Source organism: Dyadobacter sp. CY345 (assembly GCF_021502725.1).
Taxonomy (GTDB): Bacteria; Bacteroidota; Bacteroidia; order Cytophagales; family Spirosomataceae; genus Dyadobacter.
Genome location: NZ_JAKFFS010000002.1, coordinates 651581 through 670126, shown reverse-complemented (window position 1 = coordinate 670126; position 18546 = coordinate 651581). Strand labels below are relative to the sequence as shown.

Below are 18546 nucleotides of genomic sequence, written 5' to 3'. Positions count from 1 at the left end.
TATTCAAGTATAAAATTATACTATAATATCAAACTTACAAAAGTCGAACAAATTCGCAGGGCATTTTACTGTTTTTTAATGGCAGTTCATCATAACAGAGGATAACCTCAAAATGAGCAGATTTCTGATTACATTTGAACAATATTTCCTGCCTGCTCAACGCAAAATCTTAAATGGTTGATCACTTCGAAGATTAGCCATAAATAACTACGATACAATTGCTTAATTGCTAAGCTACCTCCTTGTAATAATGAATAAGATTCTGGAATTTTTTATCAGAGGCATAATTTCTCTGATCTGGCTTGTTGCCACAATTGTAACTTCGGTAATTCTCTCTCCCTTTTTACTGGCAGGATGGCTATCGCAGTTTATTACAAAAGAGGAAAAGGATAAATCCGGTGAGGATTAATGTAATTGGGGATCGTCAACTTTTTTTCAAAGCGTGTTTCAGAATGTCTATTGCCTGCGTCATTTCGGATTCTGTCAAATTCCCAAAACCCAGGCGCATTGCCGTTACACTTTCTGTTTGATATAAGAGTTTTTGAGGTAAATGTAAATTTTGGCTTGCGCAATTTTTACTGATCCGCATCAGATTTAACTTCGGATCCCATTTTGTCCAGATCGATAATCCACCCGATGGCGATGAAAAAGACACATATTCGTCTAGCTCTGAGGATAGTAACCTACAAAGAGAATCTCTTCTTTCCTGATAAATTTTTACGGCCTTTTTAAGATGGCGTTGGATTTCACGTTCTTCCAATAATTCGCCCAGGGCCTGTTCCATCAACATATCACCCTGACGATCAACTATTCTTCGTAATTTCCCCAATTCCTGAATCAGGTTTTCCGGCGCTACCAGATATCCGGATCGAAAGCCAGGCGCCAGGGAGTTGCAAAAAGATCCGATATAAACAACCATCCCGTGACGATCAGCACTGGTGAGCGGCAAAACCGGACTGCTGTTATAGTGAAAATCGTAGTCATAATCGTCTTCCAGGATAATAAAACCATACTGGACCGATAAACTCAACAATTCAAGCCGGCGTTCAGCAGTGAGCGTTACTGTTGTAGGATAATGATGATGTGGTGTCAGATAAAGCATTCTAATCTTCCTGGTTTCGCAGAGCTTTTTGATAGCGTCCACAGAAATCCCGTCTTCATCTACAGGTACCGAAAGAATTCCTGCCCCGGCTTCCTGAAAAATCATATTGGCAACATAATAACTCAGGTCGCCAACCACAACAAGATCGCCTTTATCAATAAGCAAATTAGCGGCGAGGTAAATGCTCATGTGAATCCCGCGGGTCGTCAAAATATTTCGCCTGGTGATATGCAGCCCCCTTGTATTATTCAAATAACTCGCCAGCGTTTCCCGGTAAAATTCATTGCCTTCAACATGAGAATAACCGAAATGCTTGTGGCTGCTTTTTCGTTTCAGAATACCGCCATAAACTTTGGAAAGCCTGTCCAACGGAGCAAGTCTGATATCGGGAAGTCCATCTGTGAATTCCAGCCTGGAATTTGTACTTACGGTTGGTATGTCAAGCAATATGTTTTGCCTGATATGAAATCCAGTTTGGGAAGGATAACTTGTCAGAAATTCGGTATTGTATTTTAACGAATCCGATCGCTTCGCCGGTGATTTACTGCTGACAAATGTCCCTTTATTCGGGATAATTTCCGTCCAGCCTTGCGCATTAAGTTCGTCGTAAACTGAGACGATTGTCTTCCTGTGAACCGCCAGTTCCAGCGACAAAGCTCTTGAACCGGGCAGTTGAATTCCTGGAATAAGAACGCCGCGCTGAATGGCATTGATCAACTGATGTACAATCTGAAGATAAATGGGTGTATCAAGAAGACGGTCAATGACGACCAAACTTTTAAAGGGAATCTGAACCGGACTACTCATACCCCAAAATTAAGAAACTTAAAGGATCCGGCAATAAGGTATCAAATCCGAAATACATGTTTTGATGATAAGCCTTTTGAGTATCACTGAACCTTGACTGTTAGAGATTTTTGCCATCTCTAAAATAACATACCGTTATTCAGTATCAATCATTTTGCATCAAGGTTGAAATAATAATTTATTCCTCTGAAATTCAAGTGGATAAATAACTTTTAATTCGTTAAATTTGATTCTGCTCAGGTTTTAAATTGGGTGATATACCGGTTTCGATTATGGTAAAAAAACTTTTATCCATTCTCCTGGTTTTCCTTTCGTCGGCTTGCCTGGCGAACGCTATCCTGATTCCAATGGATCAGACCCAAACCAATCATTTAAAGGCATATGGACTGGCTTATCTTCTGTTGAAAGACGAAATGGACGTAGAGTGGCTTCTCAATTACCGTGGCGGAAGTTTTATGGTCAGATATTCCAAAGCCGTTGAAAGTGAATGCAAGCTTCGTGCGATTTCAATTGAAATAATCTCAGATGCTTCCAGCCAAATGATCGTTTCAAAGATCGCAGATCAGGATGTGAATATGGAGGTAATAAAACTGCATACCGCGGCAAAAATTGCGGTCTATTCTCCCGTAAAAATCAGCCCGTCGGAATTTGAAAATACGGATGCAGTTTTGCTCGTTTTAAAATATGCCGAGATACCTTTTGAAATTATTTACGACGAGGAAATCCTGAAAGGCGACTTGCCAAAATATGACTGGGTGCATTTACATCATGAGGATTTTACAGGCCAGTTTGGACGAAATTTGAGGCGAATGTCTGAAAATGATGTTAAGGCTCAGGAGGCTATTGCGAGTCGATACGGTTATGGAAAAGTTTCGCAAATGAAACTGGCCGTCGCCAAAGCGATCAAGGAATTTTGCGCCGGAGGAGGATTTTTGTTTGCCATGTGTTCCGGTGCGGAAACTTTTGATATTGCGCTTTCCGCTGAGGGAATTGATATTGTAGATGATATCGACGGCGACGGACACGATCCGGATGCACAGTCGAAGCTGGATTTTTCCAAAACTTTCGCCTTTCAAAATTTCAAACTTCACCTTGATGACGATCAGGGAAGCTCTTTCTCAGATATTAATGCAACCGGAGGAAGATCGTGGTATAGCGAAAATGAAGACTACTTTTCTCTGTTTGACTTTTCTGCAAAATGGGATGTTATTCCTGCCATGCTGACGCAAAATCATGAACATTTGATACGCGAGTTTTTCGGGCAGACCAACGCTTTCACTAAAAACACGGTTAAACCAAATGTGCTCGTAATGGGAACAAGCAATTCTTCGGACCGGTACATTTATGGTGAGCTTGGCCGCGGTCAATGGACATTTTATGGCGGTCATGACCCGGAAGGGCGCCGCGGCGGAAACCGGAGAATGGCGACTGACCTTCACTTATATCCCAATTCTCCCGGATATCGGCTCATTTTAAATAATGTACTTTTCCCTTCTGCTAAAAAGAAAAAAAGAAAGACCTGAAATTCATTTGAAACAATCCAGGTATAATCCCGGCAGCCCAACTTTAAATTTATATATTTCCCAAAACATCTATACTTTCGAATCTGAGCAAAATAATTCGTCGGATCAGAAGTATTAATTACGGAAACTGGAATTAAAGTGGGTAAAAAAGTTGTCGAATTTATATTTTTTGGAAATTACTTTGTCGGCACACTTGCGGTGGCGCTCTCCATTGAATCCGCCTTTCAGTTACAGCTGCATTTTAATTCTGTCTACTATTATTTGCTGTTGTTTTTTGGTACCGTGATGTATTATACCTACGCCTATTCGGGAATATTAAGCACCACCGAATCAGTCAATCCGCGCACAATCTGGTACGCAAAACACTATCATTTTATTCGTTACAGCCAACTCTTATTATTAGCGATTTGCATATCCTTGTCAATCGTTTTATTCACCAGGTATTATCAAAATATTCTACATTTACCGCTTAAATACTGGCTGATTGTAGCCGTCGTCTCTCTGGCTGCCATTTTTTATTATGGCTTGTCATTTTTAAAAATAAATCTAAGGAACACCGGCTGGCTGAAAGCTTTCATTATCGGTTTCGTCTGGGCTTGTTGTGTAAATTTATTGCCGCTGGTTATCCTGCAAATAGAACGTGGAGTTTATTACGTCGATCCGGTTCTCATGTCATGGCTTTTTATGAAAAACTGGATGTTCTGCACTGTAAATGCTATTATGTTTGATTTGAAAGATTATGAAGACGACTCCAACCAGCAGCTGAAAACATTTGTGGTAAGATATGGTTTAAAAAAAACGATCTTTTTTGTACTCACGCCACTACTCCTGATCGGTTTAACTTCTCTTTTGATTTTTGCAAGCTTTATGCATTTCAAACCAATTGTGTTACTTTTTAACCTGACACCATTTGTTCTCATGTTAGTGGTTGCCTGGACAATGCTGCGTCACAAAAATATTATGTATTATCTCATTGTCATCGACGGATTATTACTGGTCAAAGCAATCTGCGGTATCGCCGGATCACAATTTATTCATTAATCAAGATGTCACAGAGTCCTGATTTCAATCGTGTTGCACGTCCTTATGACTTCATCAGTCGCTTAGTTTTTGGAAATGCACTGGTTGAATCCCAGGTGAGTTTGCTGAATCATATCCCGGAAAACAGTCATATTTTGATTGTTGGAGGTGGAACAGGCTGGATTTTGGAAGAAATATCTAAAATCCAAAGTGCTGGCCTGAACATCGTTTATGTCGAAGTTTCTAATAAAATGATCTCATTATCGAGGAAGCGAGATGTTGGACAAAACATTGTTCATTTTATTCATCAAGATATTGAAGCATATCGTTCTGAGAAATTATTTGATATCATCATCACGCCGTTTTTCTTTGATTTATTTACAAAAAGTGATGTCTCAAAGTTGTTTTTACATATTCATAAAATGCTAAAACCAAACGGATTGTGGCTATATACTGATTTCGTCCCACAAAAATATCAGACCAGATTCTGGCAAAAAATGTTGCTAAAATCCATGTATCTGTTTTTTGGAATACTAAGCAGCGTCGAAGCCCGTACGCTGGTTAACATGGATGACTACTTTGAAAAAGATTATACTACAATTGTCGAAAAATGGTTTTTCGGAAAATTTATCAGGAGTAATGTTTATCAAAAACGATAAATAATTAGATAACCAGCCAGATTGCGCAGAAAAGAAACAAGACCAGAAGCATTGGCCAGATAAATTTCCACCAGGCTTTCAGACTAACATTGGCCAGCGCTAACGACGGCAAAATCATGCCGGTTGGTGTGATCAAACCCATGATTCCCATTCCAAATAAATAGCTGTTGACAATATCTTTTCCCGGAACTCCCGCTACAACTGCCAGTGAACCGAGTATTGGCATAGTAACAACGGCCATACCAGATGACGACGGAATTACTAGGGTCAAGAGCATATAAACGACTAACAGCGAGATGATAAAAAGCGACGGAGGCATTTGACTTACCACGATAGAAGCATAATATAAAAGAGATCCACTGATATTTCCGGCATCTAAAATGGTCGTCACGCCTCTCGCGACTCCGATAATGAAGGCTACGCCCAGCAGACTTTCGGCCCCTTTAATAAACTTTTCGATAAATTCTCTCTCACCCATCCGCATCACCAGCGCCACAACGATGGATGCAACTACAAATAACGCAGACATTTCCAGCAACCACCAATCCAGAACGACTACGCCAAAAATCAACACAGAAAACGTCGCAGCGAAGATCACAAGCAAAACACCTGAGCGAATATCAAGAGACTCTGCAAATTTATCATCTTCATTTATTGATGGATATGGTGATTTAACAATACCATCGGTTCGGAATACAAGGGAAGTTGCAGGATCTTTTTTGACTTTTTTGGCATATCTGACAACATAGACTACAAAGATGGAAGTAGTTATGATCATCACGGCCAGTCTTCCATATAGTCCGTCTGCCCAGTTGATCCCGGCAGCATTTGACGCAATAATGGTTGAAAACGGGTTGGAGAATGACGACAAATAACCCAGTGTATTTCCTCCATGAATTACAGCGACCGGGACCAGCAGATCGTAACCGGCCGCAAGAAAAAGCGGGATTAGAACCGGATAAAAAACAAGTGCTTCTTCCGCCATTCCAAAAGAAGATCCTCCGAGGGAAAAGAGAAAGGTAAGGACAATGATGAGCCATGCTTCCTGCCCTTTCATTCGGTGAGAAAGAGCAATTAATCCTTTGTCCATGGCGCCGGTCGAGTAAAAGACATTAATAAAACCGCCGATCATCAACACAAAAAGTATGATATCAATCGTATCATAAATCCCTTTTAACGGTGCCTGGACAATGGCTATTATTCCCTGCGTTTTTTGAGGCAATTGATGATAACTGCCGGGGACAGAAACGGGTTTTCTGATATCACCATTTTCAAATTTTTCAAGCTTGATCAGCACATGCAAGCTGTCGAGCGTATGCTGTGTAAATGGCAGAGAAACTTCCTGATCCGATTTGCTCAGCTGAAAATTGCTTCCGGAACTATAACCAAGCGTGTCATATTTCCCGGCTGGTACAAACATTGTTGCAACGGCAGCCAGAATAATTACTAGCATTAATATCGTAATCGGCGTCGGAAGTTTTTTGATTGATGGCATCTGAAAAAGCACTTTTAACTGAGCATTTAAATGTACAAGATTAAACAAACACAGCAGAGATTTTGATAAAATATTGTCGCCGAGGAAAAGAAAATGCTGATCAAAGTCATTAGTATTTCCCTCTCAGGTCATCTTCTCCCCCAGCCTAAACCACCAAATTTGACTATCGTTTTTTATATGTGTGAAATACACTTCACAGCCAGCTAAAATACTGTTTTTCAACAAAATGAAAACTCCATTCGATTATGAAACCTGGTGAAAATAATATCCTCGAAAAAGAAATTCACGAAAAACACACCTGTTATCATTGTGGGGAAGAATGTAAGGACGATGTTATCCAGTTTGATGAACACGAATTTTGCTGCGATGGCTGCTCTGTTGTTTATGACCTTTTGAAAGAAAATAACCTGTGCCGGTATTATACAATTGATGGCGCGCAAGGACTTTCTCCTGATGAATCTTACTTCCCAGGCAAATACGATTATCTGGACTTGCCCGAAGTGGCTGATAAGTTATTAGAATTTACTGATGGAAAACTCTCCCGCATCAACTGGCTTGTCCCAAAAATGCATTGCAGTTCCTGTATATGGCTTCTCGAACAATTGAACAGACTGAATCCTGCGATTCGCAGTTCAGTGGTGAATTTTCCAGAGAAAAAAGTACGGATTACCTACGATTCGCAGCAAATAAAACTGAGCGAACTAGCCACGTTAATCACGCGAATCGGTTATGAACCTTACATCAGTTTAAATGATGTCGAGGGAAAACAGATCAAAAAATGGAACCGGACGAGGTTATACAAAATCGGTATATCCGGTTTTGCTTTCGGTAACATTATGATGCTGAGCTTTCCCGAATATTTTCATCTAGGCGAAAGCAGATCCGACGAAAATCTGGGATATCTTTTCAGCGTATTGAATCTGGTATTGAGCCTTCCCGTATTTTTCTATTGCGCCGCTGATTTCTTTAAATCTGCATGGTCGGCTTTAAAAGGGAAATATCTGAATATCGACGCACCGATTGCCTTGGCTTTGCTTTGTGTTTTTCTCACCAGTTTATATCAGATCATCAGCCAGACCGGCCCCGGGTATTTTGATTCTCTGGCCGGTGCTGTGTTTTTCATGCTGATTGGCCGTTATTTTCAGGATAAAACCTATGCCGGAATTTCTTTCGACCGCGATTACAAATCTTATTTTCCAGTTGCTGTAACTGTAATTAAAAACGGAATAGAAAATCGTGTCCCGATCACAGAACTTCAACCCGGCGAACAAATGTTGGTAAGGAATCAGGAATTGATTCCAGCCGATGCCGTTTTATTGAGCCCGAGAGCCTTGATTGATTACAGTTTTGTATCCGGAGAATCAGAACCTGTTGAGCGAAAAAAAGGCGACACGATTTATGCCGGGGGAAAACAGACAGGCTTGTCTGTCGAACTGGAAGTACTTCGTAGGGTTTCCCAAAGTTACCTGACACAGCTCTGGAATAACGACACATTTTCCCGTGAAAAGGAAAACCAGGATCAAACGCTCGCTGCGCGTATCAACAAGTTTTTTTCTATGATCGTGTTAGGCATTGCGGTTATCACATTCCTGACCTGGTTTTTTATTCTAAAAAATCCGGAAACTGCTTTTAACGCATTTACAACCTGTCTGCTCGTTGCCTGTCCATGTGCCTTGCTTTTGTCCTCCACTTTTACCAACGGAAATTTATTAAGCCTTTTTGGAAAACACCGCTTTTATCCTAAAAATGCGCATGCGATCGAAAGGCTTTCCAAAATTGATACCGTCGTATTTGACAAAACCGGAACCATCACGCAGATTAACGACGCAGAAGTGGAGTTTATCGGAGAAACTTTGACTGTTGAAGAGTTGATCATGATCAAAACGCTCGCATCCCAGTCTTCACATCCGCTTAGCAGAATGCTTGTCAAGGAACTTGACCATGTGAATACCAGTAAACGTATACTCACAGCGTTTGTAGAATCCGAAGGACTCGGGATGAGAGCGCTCTGGGGAAAAGTGGAAGTAAAGCTGGGCTCGGCAAAATGGGTTCAAAGCGCAAATCTTCTTGAAAAATCAGACAATGCTTCTCACGTCTATGTTTCTATTGACGCTACAATCCGGGGATACTTTACATTAAAAAGCAAATATCGCCCTGAGTTAAATGATACAGTTTCGCGTCTGCAAAATTCCGGATTTGATACCTATCTTTTATCGGGAGATAAACCGACGGATAAGCAGCTTTTAACGCCTGTTTTCGGAGCCGAATCAAATCTTTTATTTGAACAAAAACCCGAGGAAAAGTTAAGGTTTATCAAACATTTACAACTTCATGACCACAAAAATGTTTTGATGATCGGTGATGGACTGAACGATGCCGGAGCGCTTCGCCAAAGTGATGTGGGACTTGCCGTTTCGGACGATATCAACAACTTTTCTCCTGCCTGCGACGCCATTATTGAAGGGAATCAGCTTGTTCGGTTGCCTGCCTTTATCAGTCTTGCCAAGTCTGGGCAAAGCATTATTAAGCTAAGTTTTGGGATTTCGCTCTTCTATAATATCCTTGGATTAACCTTTGCCGTTTCAGGAAAACTGTCGCCGGTGATCGCAGCCATCCTGATGCCTGTCAGTTCTATCACCATTGTGCTGTTCACAACCGTCGCCAGCAATCTTGCAGCGAAGAAATGGTTGAAAAGCTGATTAAGATCAGTTAAATGGAGGTCTAATGTCATCGTTCAGCGTATCCCCATCCGGTAGTTTTGGGGTATTAAATAACACAATCCGAAAGTCATGAGCGCCCTTTATATTTTAATTATAGCCAGCCTGTTTGTGGCGATTGGCTTCCTGGGAGCATTTATCTGGTCGGTCCGCAAGGGTCATTTTGACGATGATTATACGCCTTCCATCCGAATTCTGCTGGACGATACGGACACCAAACCTTAAATTTCAAAAGCAATAATTTTCAATAACCTTCTCAGATATCACCCAAATTTATTCACCATTCTTTGCTCAAAATTATGTCAAACCATCCTAATCCGGGTATCGCAACCGTCGAGCTGGACGAGTTTCAATATGACAATAAAATCGTCCGAAACTTTGCCATCGCCACGATTTTGTTCGGACTTATCGGTATGCTTGTCGGCCTGCTGGCAGCATTTCAGCTGGTATTCCCAGACCTTAACATGGACTTACCTTACCTGACTTTCAGCCGGATAAGACCACTTCATACCAACGCTGTTATTTTCGCATTCGTGGGTAACGGATTTTTCACCGGTTTGTATTATTCCGCGCCTAGAGTTTTACGCACACCCATGTGGAGCCCCGCGCTTAGCCGCTTCCATTTCTGGGCCTGGCAGTTTATAATTGTCTGCGCAGCGATCACACTTCCTATGGGACTAACCACTTCGAAAGAATATGCTGAGCTGGAATGGCCGCTTGATATCGCCATCGCGGTAGTCTGGGTTTCTGCTTTGATCAACCTGATCATGACCACGATCAACCGTCGGGTTGAACATATTTATGCTGCGATCTGGTTTTACATTGCTTCTTTTGTAACGGTGGCGATGCTTCATGTCGTGAACAGCATGGCGCTTCCAATCTCATTCTTCAAAAGTTATTCCATGTATGCCGGTGTGCAGGATGCACTTGTGCAATGGTGGTATGGGCACAATGCCGTGGCCTTTTTCCTCACAACGCCATACCTCGGCCTCATGTATTACTTTCTTCCGAAAGCTGCAAACCGCCCCGTTTATTCATATAGGTTATCTATTGTCCACTTTTGGTCGCTGATTTTTCTTTATATCTGGGCAGGCCCTCACCATCTACTTTACACCGCTCTACCAGAATGGGCGCAGACTTTGGGAACCGTATTTTCTGTTATGTTGATAGCGCCTTCCTGGGGTGGTATGATGAACGGACTGATGACACTCCGCGGCGCATGGGACAAAGTGCGTGAGGATGTAGTTTTGAAATTCTTTGTCGTCGCGATCACCGCTTATGGTATGGCCACTTTTGAAGGCCCGATGTTGTCTTTCAAAAACGTAAATGCCATTGCACATTATACCGACTGGATCGTTGCACACGTTCACGTCGGTGCGCTTGGATGGAATGGATTTTTAACTTTTGGTATGCTTTACTGGCTTTTCCCACGCCTTTATAACCGTCCGCTTTTTTCTTCAAAACTGGCAAATTTCCACTTCTGGATCGGAACACTCGGAATCCTTTTTTATACTATTCCGATGTACTGGGCTGGTTGGGTGCAAAGCTCTATGTGGAAAGAATTTACACAGGAAGGTTTGTTAAAATATCCTAATTTCCTTGAAACTGTAACGCAGCTCGCTCCATTATACTTTCTCAGAAGTGTCGGCGGCACGCTGTATATTATCGGATTTATTGTGATGATCTACAATTTGTGGATGACTGCGCTTAATGGCTCACTAGTAAAATCTGAAACTGCAAGAGCTATGCCTTTGTCCGCTATCTGGCAACCTGCGAAAAATGAGTATTGGCACCGCAGATTACTGGAACGTAAACCATTGGCTATTACCATTTTCGCCCTAATTGCCGTAGCCATTGGCGGGATGATTGAAATGATCCCGACGTTTATGATCGAGTCCAATGTGCCAACCATTGCAAGTGTAAAACCATATACTCCGCTGGAATTGCAGGGACGTGATATTTATGTCAGAGAGGGTTGTTATGTATGTCATACCCAAATGATCCGCCCATTCCGTTCTGAAATTGAACGATATGGAGAATATTCAAAATCAGGCGAATTTGTTTATGACTATCCGCATCAGTGGGGTTCAAAACGCACCGGACCGGATATCCACAGAGTTGGTGGAAAATATCCTGACTCGTGGCATTACAACCACATGGAAGATCCAACTTCGATGTCACCGGGATCAATTATGCCACGTTATGGCTGGTTGCTGGAAGACGATCTGGATACTTCAACAACGGCTTCCAAGATCAGGGCAATGCAAACACTTGGTGTTCCTTATGAAAACGATTACGACAAAATTGCCAATGCGGAGCTTCATAAACAGGCAAAAGAAATTCAGGGCAGATTGAAACAAAGTGGTATCAAAGCAAATGAAAATAAAGAAATCATTGCCTTGATCGCTTACCTGCAACGACTTGGAACTGATATAAAAACGAATAAATGATCGGACTTCTGAGCGGCTGATCAGCCGCTCAGAACAATTCCTCCCTACATTTCACCAATACTTTTTCACATCATGAAATTTCGAAATTATCTGGAAACCATTGCGGGCGTTGAAATTTTCCCGCTCATTTCGCTGCTCATATTTTTTGTCTTTTTTGTAGGATTGCTTGTCTATGTTGTTCGTCTTGATAAAAAATCTGTCAACGGCATGAAGAATATTCCCTTAAACGATGGAAGCTTAAAAAAGGGAATTCTTTCCCTAATCCTGTTTACATTCATATCATCATCTGCATTTGCACAGGGCCAGCAAGAGGAAGTAAGGGCACTTTCTGGTACTGATCTGTTGCTTCTTTTACTGCTCGGCATGTTATTTTTCGTGGCCGTTTTGGTGATAATTCTGCTGGTCAACGCGTTTTCTGTTTTAAGACAAATCAATAACAATATTCCTGAAAAAGCTTCTAAATCTATTCTGGATGCCGGATGGTGGAAAAAATTCGGTGGTGTCGGGGTTTCGCTTCATGAAGAAAAACATATCCTGATTGAAGGCCACGATTACGATGGAATTCAGGAACTTGACAACCGTATGCCTCCCTGGTTACAATCTCTTTTTGTATCAACAGTCATCATCGCTATTATTTATTCAGCGTATTATTTCGGAGGATTTGGTGATTTTCAGATGGCTGAACTGGACAAGGAAATTGCGCAGGCAGAAGTAGAAAAAAAGGCATACCTGGCAAAAGTAGGTTCGAGCATGGACGAAAATACTGTTACGATATTAACCGAAGAGGAAGGAATCAATCAGGGAAAAGCACTTTTTCAGGAAAAATGTACTGCATGTCACGGTGCTGATGCAGGTGGTAGTGTTGGACCAAATCTAACGGATCAATATTGGCTGCACAGCGGCGGAGTAAAAAATATCTTTAAGGTGATCAAGTATGGTGTTCCTGAAAAAGGTATGATATCGTGGGAGAAACAACTTTCACCTATGGATATCCAGAAAGTTGCCAGTTATGTTTTGTCATTGAAAGGAACAAAACCTGCAAATCCGAAAGAACCACAGGGAGATTTGTTTGAAGAAGGAAATGCAGCGGGAGACAGCGCAGTAGCGCTGAATTAGCAGTCGGCAGTCGGCAGTCGGCAGTCGGCAAAAAATACGCTTATTCACTCTTTCTACTGCTTAAAGATATTTTTATTAACAATTTCAGTTCATGGCAATTCGAAAGCCGATTGCCGAAAGCCGAAAGCCAAAATATGAAACCAACAACCGTCACTTCCGAAGATTCCTTCCGTGACCATTTCAGTGGCGTGAGTGAAGATGGTAAGCGAAACTGGTTCTATCCCCAAAAGCCCAAAGGTTTATGGCATCATCGCCGCGTACTTTTTACGGTGTTTATCTTAATAATTTTGTTTGTTACACCTTTTATTAAGTACAATAATCAGCCGCTATTGCTTTTCAACGTTCTGGAAAGAAAGTTTATCATTTTTGGCTTGTTCATCGGACCGCAGGATTACTGGCTTTTTGGACTTACCATGCTGTCCTTCATGGTTTTCATCGTTCTTTTCACCATAATTTTTGGTAGATTATGGTGTGGCTGGGCTTGTCCGCAAACTGTATTTATGGAAATGGTTTTTCGTAAAATCGAGTATGCTATTGAAGGTGACAGTGGTAAGCAAAAATTGTTAAATAACGCACCTTGGACCGGTGATAAAATCCTGAAAAAAGCAGCCAAATACAGCGCGTTTCTACTGGTTTCGTTTGTGATTGCGAATCTGCTTTTGTCTTACGTGATTGGTGTGGATGAATTATCCAAAATTGTCAGTGAACCAATCGATCAGCACGTTCCGCTCTTTTCAGGAATTGTCATATTTACGGCAGTATTTTATTTCAATTTTGCCTGGCTCCGCGATCAGGCCTGCACGGTGGTTTGCCCTTATGGCCGCTTGCAAGGTGTTTTAATGGACCGAAACTCAATTGTCGTAGCTTATGACTACAAACGTGGAGAACCCAGAGAAAAATTACACAAAGGACAGGATCGTAATGCGGGCGATTGTATCAGCTGTTTTCAATGTGTAGCAGTTTGTCCGACTGGCATAGATATCAGAAATGGCACGCAGATGGAATGTGTGAACTGCACAGCTTGTATAGACGCCTGCGATACCATGATGGACAAAGTTGGTTTTGACAAAGGACTGATCCGTTATACTTCTGAAAATGCAATTGTCAGTGGCGTTAATAAATTGATTACCAACCGCACGCGCGCTTATATCGTTGTTTTGATTTTACTATGGTCAGTGCTTGGTTATTTGGTTGTATCCAGAAATGATACACAAACCACCTTATTCCGTGCTCCTGGCAGCCAGTATATCGAAAATAAAGATGGCACGATCAGTAACATTTATACCTTTAAAATTTTCAATAAAACAAACAAGATCGTCAAGCCAACGATTCAACTGGACTCACCAAAGGGCACTTTGTTATTTGCCGGAAAACCTGATTTGACGCTAGACGGTGCTGGTATGTCCGAAGGTACAGTGTTTATCATCATTCCTAAATCTGCACTTAAAACGCGCAAAACAAAACTTCAATTATCCGTATTTCAAGGAAAGGAAAAGTTGGAGACTTTTGAGACAACCTTTATGGCACCGGAATAGTCAAAATTTAGGTCAGCGGATTTGGTAAGATAACCGCAGAGCGGTGAAATATTTTTAGCACCGAAATAATTAATTTAAACAACTCCGACATGAAACTTAACTGGGGTACTGGTATTGCAATCTTATACATAGGATTTGTAGCCATGATTTTGGTACTCGTCGTGATGAGTACCAACCAGAAGATTGATCTGGTCACAGACAATTATTACGCAGAAGAGTTACGTTTCCAGGATAAAATAAATAAAACCAAACGTGCCAAGGCATTGGAGGATCCACTGAAATGGGAAGTAAATGAAACCGGGATTTTGATCCATTATCCAAAATCATTTTCTGAGAAAAACCTGACAGGAAAAGTGAATCTGTATTGTCCATCCGATGATTCAAAAGATCTTTCTTTCGAAGTAAATTCCACAAATAACATACAATTTGTGCCCTCTTCGAAAATTCCGGAAGGACGGTATCATTTGCAGATAGACTGGAAAAATGGTGACGAGACGTACTGGAATGAAGATTTGATCGTCATTAACAAAAATTTGTAGTGATAAGCGCGCTACCATATCTGGCATTTTCAATGGGGCTGATGAGCAGCTTCCATTGTGTCGGTATGTGCGGACCCATCGCTCTGGCGCTACCTATCCAAAAAGGGAATAAGTTTGTTCAATTTGCAGGACTCCTGACTTATAATCTTGGCCGCTCTTTTACCTATGCATTGCTTGGATTACTGTTGGGTTCTGTCGGATCGTCTCTTGTCTGGATCGGCTACCTACGTTATCTTTCCATTTTTTCGGGTGTATTGATGCTGGCTTATGTTTTCTGGCCAGCCCATCTGGACCGTTATTTTCATACTCCTCCTTTCTGGCAAAAGTTTATCAGACAATTAAAAACAGGTATGGCTGGTTTGCTGCAAAAGAAAACTTTTCTGAGCTGGTTTTCACTGGGAATATTAAACGGTTTGCTTCCCTGCGGTCTCGTTTACCTTGCATTGATCAGTTCAGTCGCAACCGGAGGTCCGCTTCCCGGAAGTTTATTTATGCTCATGTTTGGAGCTGGAACAATACCCGCCATGATGGCTGTGGGATTCTTTAAACAGTGGTTTACCGTTTCCTTGCGGACAAAAATGAGAAAACTTATGCCTGTTATGCTTGCGCTGGCCGGCATAATGCTTGTTGCCAGAGGTTTATTGATTCAATATCCGGATAATGCCCAAACCAATTCCAAAATCATTACCATTTGCCATGGTAAATAGAGCTGATTCACGAACAATTAATTACTCCCATTCCTTGCCAAAGTAAGTTTTTAAGATGACGACAGTCATGTTTTTACCTCCGGCACCTGACTAGTTTTGATGAATAGAAATTAATTCAAAACACGACTCCGATGGATAAGGATTTGCTTTTTAAATACAATACTCCCGGGCCCAGATATACCAGTTACCCAACAGTTCCTTATTGGCAAAAAACGCCACCGACAGAACAGACATGGAAGGAACTTGCGAGTGAAGCATTTATAGTTTCCAACCAGAAAGAAGGAATTAGTCTATACATACACCTGCCCTTTTGCGAAAGTTTGTGTACTTATTGTGGCTGCAACACACGGATTACAATTAACCATAAAGTTGAAGAAAAATACATCAGTGTCGTTTTAAAAGAATGGGAATTGTATTTTTCAATATTCGGTGAAACAAAACCTGTAATCCGCGAGATACATTTGGGAGGAGGCACTCCTACTTTTTTTAGTCCGGAAAATCTGACGAAACTTATTCAGGGATTACTGCAAAACGCTGACGTGCACCCAAAAGCACAATTTAGTTTTGAAGCACATCCGGGAAATACGACTGACGAACATTTACAAGCACTATATAATGTTGGATTTCGCAGGATCAGTATCGGAGTTCAGGATTTTAATCCATTGGTTTTGGCTGTTATCAACCGTCACCAGACTTACGACCAGATCATTCATTTAACAAAAAAGTCGCGCGAAATCGGTTATACTTCCGTCAACTACGACCTTGTTTACGGTTTGCCTTTCCAAAAAGTTTGTACGATGATGGAAACGATCATGCGCGTTGTGCAGCTTCGTCCCGACCGAATTGCTTTTTACAGTTATGCACATATTCCGTGGATCAAACCCGGGCAAAGAAAATATTCAGAAAAGGATTTGCCCGATGCAGATAAAAAAATGGCCATTTATGAAACCGGGCGGAATGCTCTGGAACTTTCGGGATACCATGACATCGGCATGGACCATTTTTCTCTTGAAACAGACGAATTATTTAAAGCACAGCAGGAAGGGAGATTGCACAGAAATTTCATGGGATACACTGATACCCACACGCAGCTATTAATTGGGCTGGGCGCTTCATCGATCAGTGACAGCTGGACAGGATATATCCAGAATGAGAAAACTGTTGAAGCTTATTATGAAAGAATTAAAGCCGGGCATCTGCCGATTTTCAAAGGCCACGAACTAACAAAAGATGATCTGATTTTGCGGAAACATATTCTTCGGATTATGACTCAATTTGAAACGAACTGGGAAAATGAGACGGAGGTTTGTGATGATTTCTATAAAGCCATCGATCGATTAGAAGATATGGAATTTGATGAACTGGTCGAGATTAAACCTTATCACCTGCGCGTGACTGAAAAAGGAAAGGCATTTGTGAGAAATGTCTGTATGGCTTTTGATGCAAAATTATGGTCTGAATCATCCGCAACAATCCAGTTTAGCAAAACTGTTTAGATGAATAGTTGAAAGCGGTAGTCGTCCAGTTTGCCTTATTCAATCATTCTCTCATCCTATCATTATTTTCGTTTCGTTTGTTCCATTCAACTATGTCCTGTAACTTGGTATGTTTAGTTCGTATATAGAAAAACAAACCGAAGCCATGACACGGCATATTGAAATGCTCGATGCCCTATTCAAACATGCAACCGAAGGAATTGTAGTAGTTAATAAAGAGGGAGTTATCGTAATGTTAAATCCCAAAGCACTTGAACTTTTTGGTTTTGAAGATGGAGAACTGGTAAATCAAAAGATCGAAGTACTGATTCCCAGAAGATTAACTAATAAACATGTGCATCATCGCGATACTTACCTGGAATCGCCTCATGCCCGGGGTATGGGTAATTCTCTGGATTTATTTGCCCGACGCAAAGATGGAAGTGAATTTCCGGTTGAGGTGAGCCTGAGTCCATTCAAAACCAGTGAGGGACAATTTGTAGTAAGTTTTGTCATTGATATAACCGAAAGAAAAAAACAGGAAAATATCATTCAGGAAGCTAATAAGGAAATTCAAAAACTGAATGCCGAATTAGAAGAACGCGTAAATCAACGAACGGAGGAATTGGCAAAGGCGATACATAAAATCGAACAATCACAGGAGGAAGTGATGCGTGCCTTGAAAAAGGAGCGCGAACTGAATAATATGAAAAGCCAGTTTGTGACAATTGCTTCCCATGAATTCCGTACTCCGCTTGCGACAATACTTTCATCGGCCGCATTAATTGGCAGATATCAAAAATCTGAAGAAGAAGATAAGCGACAAAAGCATGTACAGAGAATTAAATCTGCTGTTACCAACCTGACAGAAATTCTTAACGATTTTATGTCGATTGGCAAACTCGAAGAAGGTCGTATTCAAAGTGTTCCGGTGTTCACAATCTTACCCGATTTTTGTTTGGGCCTGATAGAGGAAATTAAAGGTTCATGTAAAGAATCACAAAAAATCTTGTTTACTCACGATGGCAATTCAGAGGTTTGGGTAGATAAGCAGTTGCTTCGGAATGTCATTTTTAATCTTCTTTCCAACGCAATTAAGTATTCGGATCCTGGAAAGTTAATTATGTTAAATGTTAAAGCTGACGGAAAAACCATATTTATAGAAATTATCGACCAGGGCATTGGAATTCCTGAAAGTGATCAAATACATATTTTTGACCGTTTTTTTCGTGCGCAAAACGCCGGAAATGCACAAGGGACAGGTCTGGGCCTGAATATTGTCCAAAATTACGTAGAACTGATGGGAGGCGAAGTTTCATTTTTGAGTGAGGTGGGAAAGGGAACCACATTTACCTTAAAACTGCCTGATCACTTACCCACAAACTAATTACCTCAACAAAA

The 18546-nt window shown here is 41.2% G+C and carries 15 protein-coding genes; 13 read left to right on the top strand and 2 right to left on the bottom strand.

The genetic code is table 11. The annotated features are described in order from the left end of the window. Window positions 1-250 precede the first annotated feature (250 nt). Entirely contained in the window at window positions 251-409 is a 159-nt protein-coding gene (locus L0657_RS12470) for a hypothetical protein (RefSeq protein WP_235151127.1), read from the top strand. Between the two features lie 15 nt (window positions 410-424). Here L0657_RS12470 and L0657_RS12465 read toward each other — a convergent pair whose 3' ends face one another. Further along, complete coding sequence (locus L0657_RS12465) at window positions 425-1909, bottom strand: PLP-dependent aminotransferase family protein (RefSeq protein ID WP_235151126.1); 1485 nt, start codon at window positions 1907-1909, stop codon at window positions 425-427. 272 nt (window positions 1910-2181) lie between these two features. Between L0657_RS12465 and L0657_RS12460 the strand changes: the two genes are divergently transcribed. From L0657_RS12460 to L0657_RS12450, 3 genes are all read left to right on the top strand, one after another. Further along, window positions 2182-3432, top strand: coding sequence for an asparagine synthetase B (locus L0657_RS12460; protein WP_235151125.1), 1251 nt, complete (start codon window positions 2182-2184; stop codon window positions 3430-3432). 138 nt (window positions 3433-3570) lie between these two features. Beyond that, entirely contained in the window at window positions 3571-4473 is a 903-nt protein-coding gene (locus L0657_RS12455; RefSeq protein WP_235151124.1) for a UbiA family prenyltransferase, read from the top strand. Between the two features lie 5 nt (window positions 4474-4478). Beyond that, window positions 4479-5111 carry a class I SAM-dependent methyltransferase gene (locus tag L0657_RS12450; protein WP_235151123.1) on the top strand — a complete coding sequence of 211 codons (633 nt, stop codon included), beginning with the start codon at window positions 4479-4481 and terminating at the stop codon, window positions 5109-5111. 4 nt (window positions 5112-5115) lie between these two features. Here the strand turns inward: L0657_RS12450 and L0657_RS12445 are convergent, their stop codons facing one another. Beyond that, window positions 5116-6606 (bottom strand): YfcC family protein, encoded by a 1491-nt coding sequence (locus L0657_RS12445; protein ID WP_235151122.1) that lies wholly within the window; start codon window positions 6604-6606, stop codon window positions 5116-5118. Window positions 6607-6851: 245 nt separating this feature from the next. Between L0657_RS12445 and L0657_RS12440 the strand changes: the two genes are divergently transcribed. The 9 genes from L0657_RS12440 to L0657_RS12400 all read left to right on the top strand — a co-directional run bounded on the left by L0657_RS12440 (window position 6852) and on the right by L0657_RS12400 (window position 18532). Continuing rightward, complete coding sequence (locus L0657_RS12440; protein ID WP_235151121.1) at window positions 6852-9305, top strand: heavy metal translocating P-type ATPase metal-binding domain-containing protein; 2454 nt, start codon at window positions 6852-6854, stop codon at window positions 9303-9305. A 90-nt stretch (window positions 9306-9395) separates the two neighbouring features. Beyond that, window positions 9396-9548 carry a cbb3-type cytochrome oxidase assembly protein CcoS gene (gene ccoS / locus L0657_RS12435; protein ID WP_235151120.1) on the top strand — a complete coding sequence of 51 codons (153 nt, stop codon included), beginning with the start codon at window positions 9396-9398 and terminating at the stop codon, window positions 9546-9548. 74 nt (window positions 9549-9622) lie between these two features. After that, a complete protein-coding gene (gene ccoN, locus L0657_RS12430) occupies window positions 9623-11773 on the top strand; it encodes a cytochrome-c oxidase, cbb3-type subunit I (RefSeq protein WP_235151119.1) in 2151 nt (716 codons plus the stop codon). Between the two features lie 72 nt (window positions 11774-11845). Then, window positions 11846-12889: a c-type cytochrome gene (locus tag L0657_RS12425; RefSeq protein ID WP_235151118.1), complete on the top strand. Its 1044-nt coding sequence runs from the start codon at window positions 11846-11848 to the stop codon at window positions 12887-12889. A 134-nt stretch (window positions 12890-13023) separates the two neighbouring features. Further along, the gene (gene ccoG / locus L0657_RS12420; RefSeq protein WP_235151117.1) at window positions 13024-14424 is read left to right on the top strand and encodes a cytochrome c oxidase accessory protein CcoG; all 1401 of its coding nucleotides are present in this window, start codon (window positions 13024-13026) and stop codon (window positions 14422-14424) included. An 89-nt stretch (window positions 14425-14513) separates the two neighbouring features. Then, window positions 14514-14963: a FixH family protein gene (locus tag L0657_RS12415; protein ID WP_235151116.1), complete on the top strand. Its 450-nt coding sequence runs from the start codon at window positions 14514-14516 to the stop codon at window positions 14961-14963. Next, entirely contained in the window at window positions 14963-15670 is a 708-nt protein-coding gene (locus L0657_RS12410; RefSeq protein ID WP_235151115.1) for a sulfite exporter TauE/SafE family protein, read from the top strand. The genes L0657_RS12415 and L0657_RS12410 overlap by 1 nt, the downstream gene beginning before the upstream one ends. Window positions 15671-15801: 131 nt before the next feature. Then, window positions 15802-17166, top strand: coding sequence for an oxygen-independent coproporphyrinogen III oxidase (gene hemN, locus L0657_RS12405; protein WP_235151114.1), 1365 nt, complete (start codon window positions 15802-15804; stop codon window positions 17164-17166). Between the two features lie 145 nt (window positions 17167-17311). Further along, window positions 17312-18532 (top strand): PAS domain-containing sensor histidine kinase, encoded by a 1221-nt coding sequence (locus tag L0657_RS12400; protein WP_235151113.1) that lies wholly within the window; start codon window positions 17312-17314, stop codon window positions 18530-18532. Window positions 18533-18546 lie beyond the last annotated feature (14 nt).

What these genes read in the sequence shown, in the direction of transcription:
- L0657_RS12470 (WP_235151127.1), top strand. Translation starts at nt 251, where the DNA reads ATGAATAAGATTCTGGAATTTTTTATCAGAGGCATAATTTCTCTGATC.
- L0657_RS12465 (WP_235151126.1), bottom strand. Translation starts at nt 1,909, where the DNA reads ATGAGTAGTCCGGTTCAGATTCCCTTTAAAAGTTTGGTCGTCATTGAC.
- L0657_RS12460 (WP_235151125.1), top strand. Translation starts at nt 2,182, where the DNA reads ATGGTAAAAAAACTTTTATCCATTCTCCTGGTTTTCCTTTCGTCGGCT.
- L0657_RS12450 (WP_235151123.1), top strand. Translation starts at nt 4,479, where the DNA reads ATGTCACAGAGTCCTGATTTCAATCGTGTTGCACGTCCTTATGACTTC.
- L0657_RS12445 (WP_235151122.1), bottom strand. Translation starts at nt 6,606, where the DNA reads ATGCCATCAATCAAAAAACTTCCGACGCCGATTACGATATTAATGCTA.
- L0657_RS12440 (WP_235151121.1), top strand. Translation starts at nt 6,852, where the DNA reads ATGAAACCTGGTGAAAATAATATCCTCGAAAAAGAAATTCACGAAAAA.
- ccoS (WP_235151120.1), top strand. Translation starts at nt 9,396, where the DNA reads ATGAGCGCCCTTTATATTTTAATTATAGCCAGCCTGTTTGTGGCGATT.
- ccoN (WP_235151119.1), top strand. Translation starts at nt 9,623, where the DNA reads ATGTCAAACCATCCTAATCCGGGTATCGCAACCGTCGAGCTGGACGAG.
- L0657_RS12425 (WP_235151118.1), top strand. Translation starts at nt 11,846, where the DNA reads ATGAAATTTCGAAATTATCTGGAAACCATTGCGGGCGTTGAAATTTTC.
- ccoG (WP_235151117.1), top strand. Translation starts at nt 13,024, where the DNA reads ATGAAACCAACAACCGTCACTTCCGAAGATTCCTTCCGTGACCATTTC.
- L0657_RS12415 (WP_235151116.1), top strand. Translation starts at nt 14,514, where the DNA reads ATGAAACTTAACTGGGGTACTGGTATTGCAATCTTATACATAGGATTT.
- hemN (WP_235151114.1), top strand. Translation starts at nt 15,802, where the DNA reads ATGGATAAGGATTTGCTTTTTAAATACAATACTCCCGGGCCCAGATAT.
- L0657_RS12400 (WP_235151113.1), top strand. Translation starts at nt 17,312, where the DNA reads ATGACACGGCATATTGAAATGCTCGATGCCCTATTCAAACATGCAACC.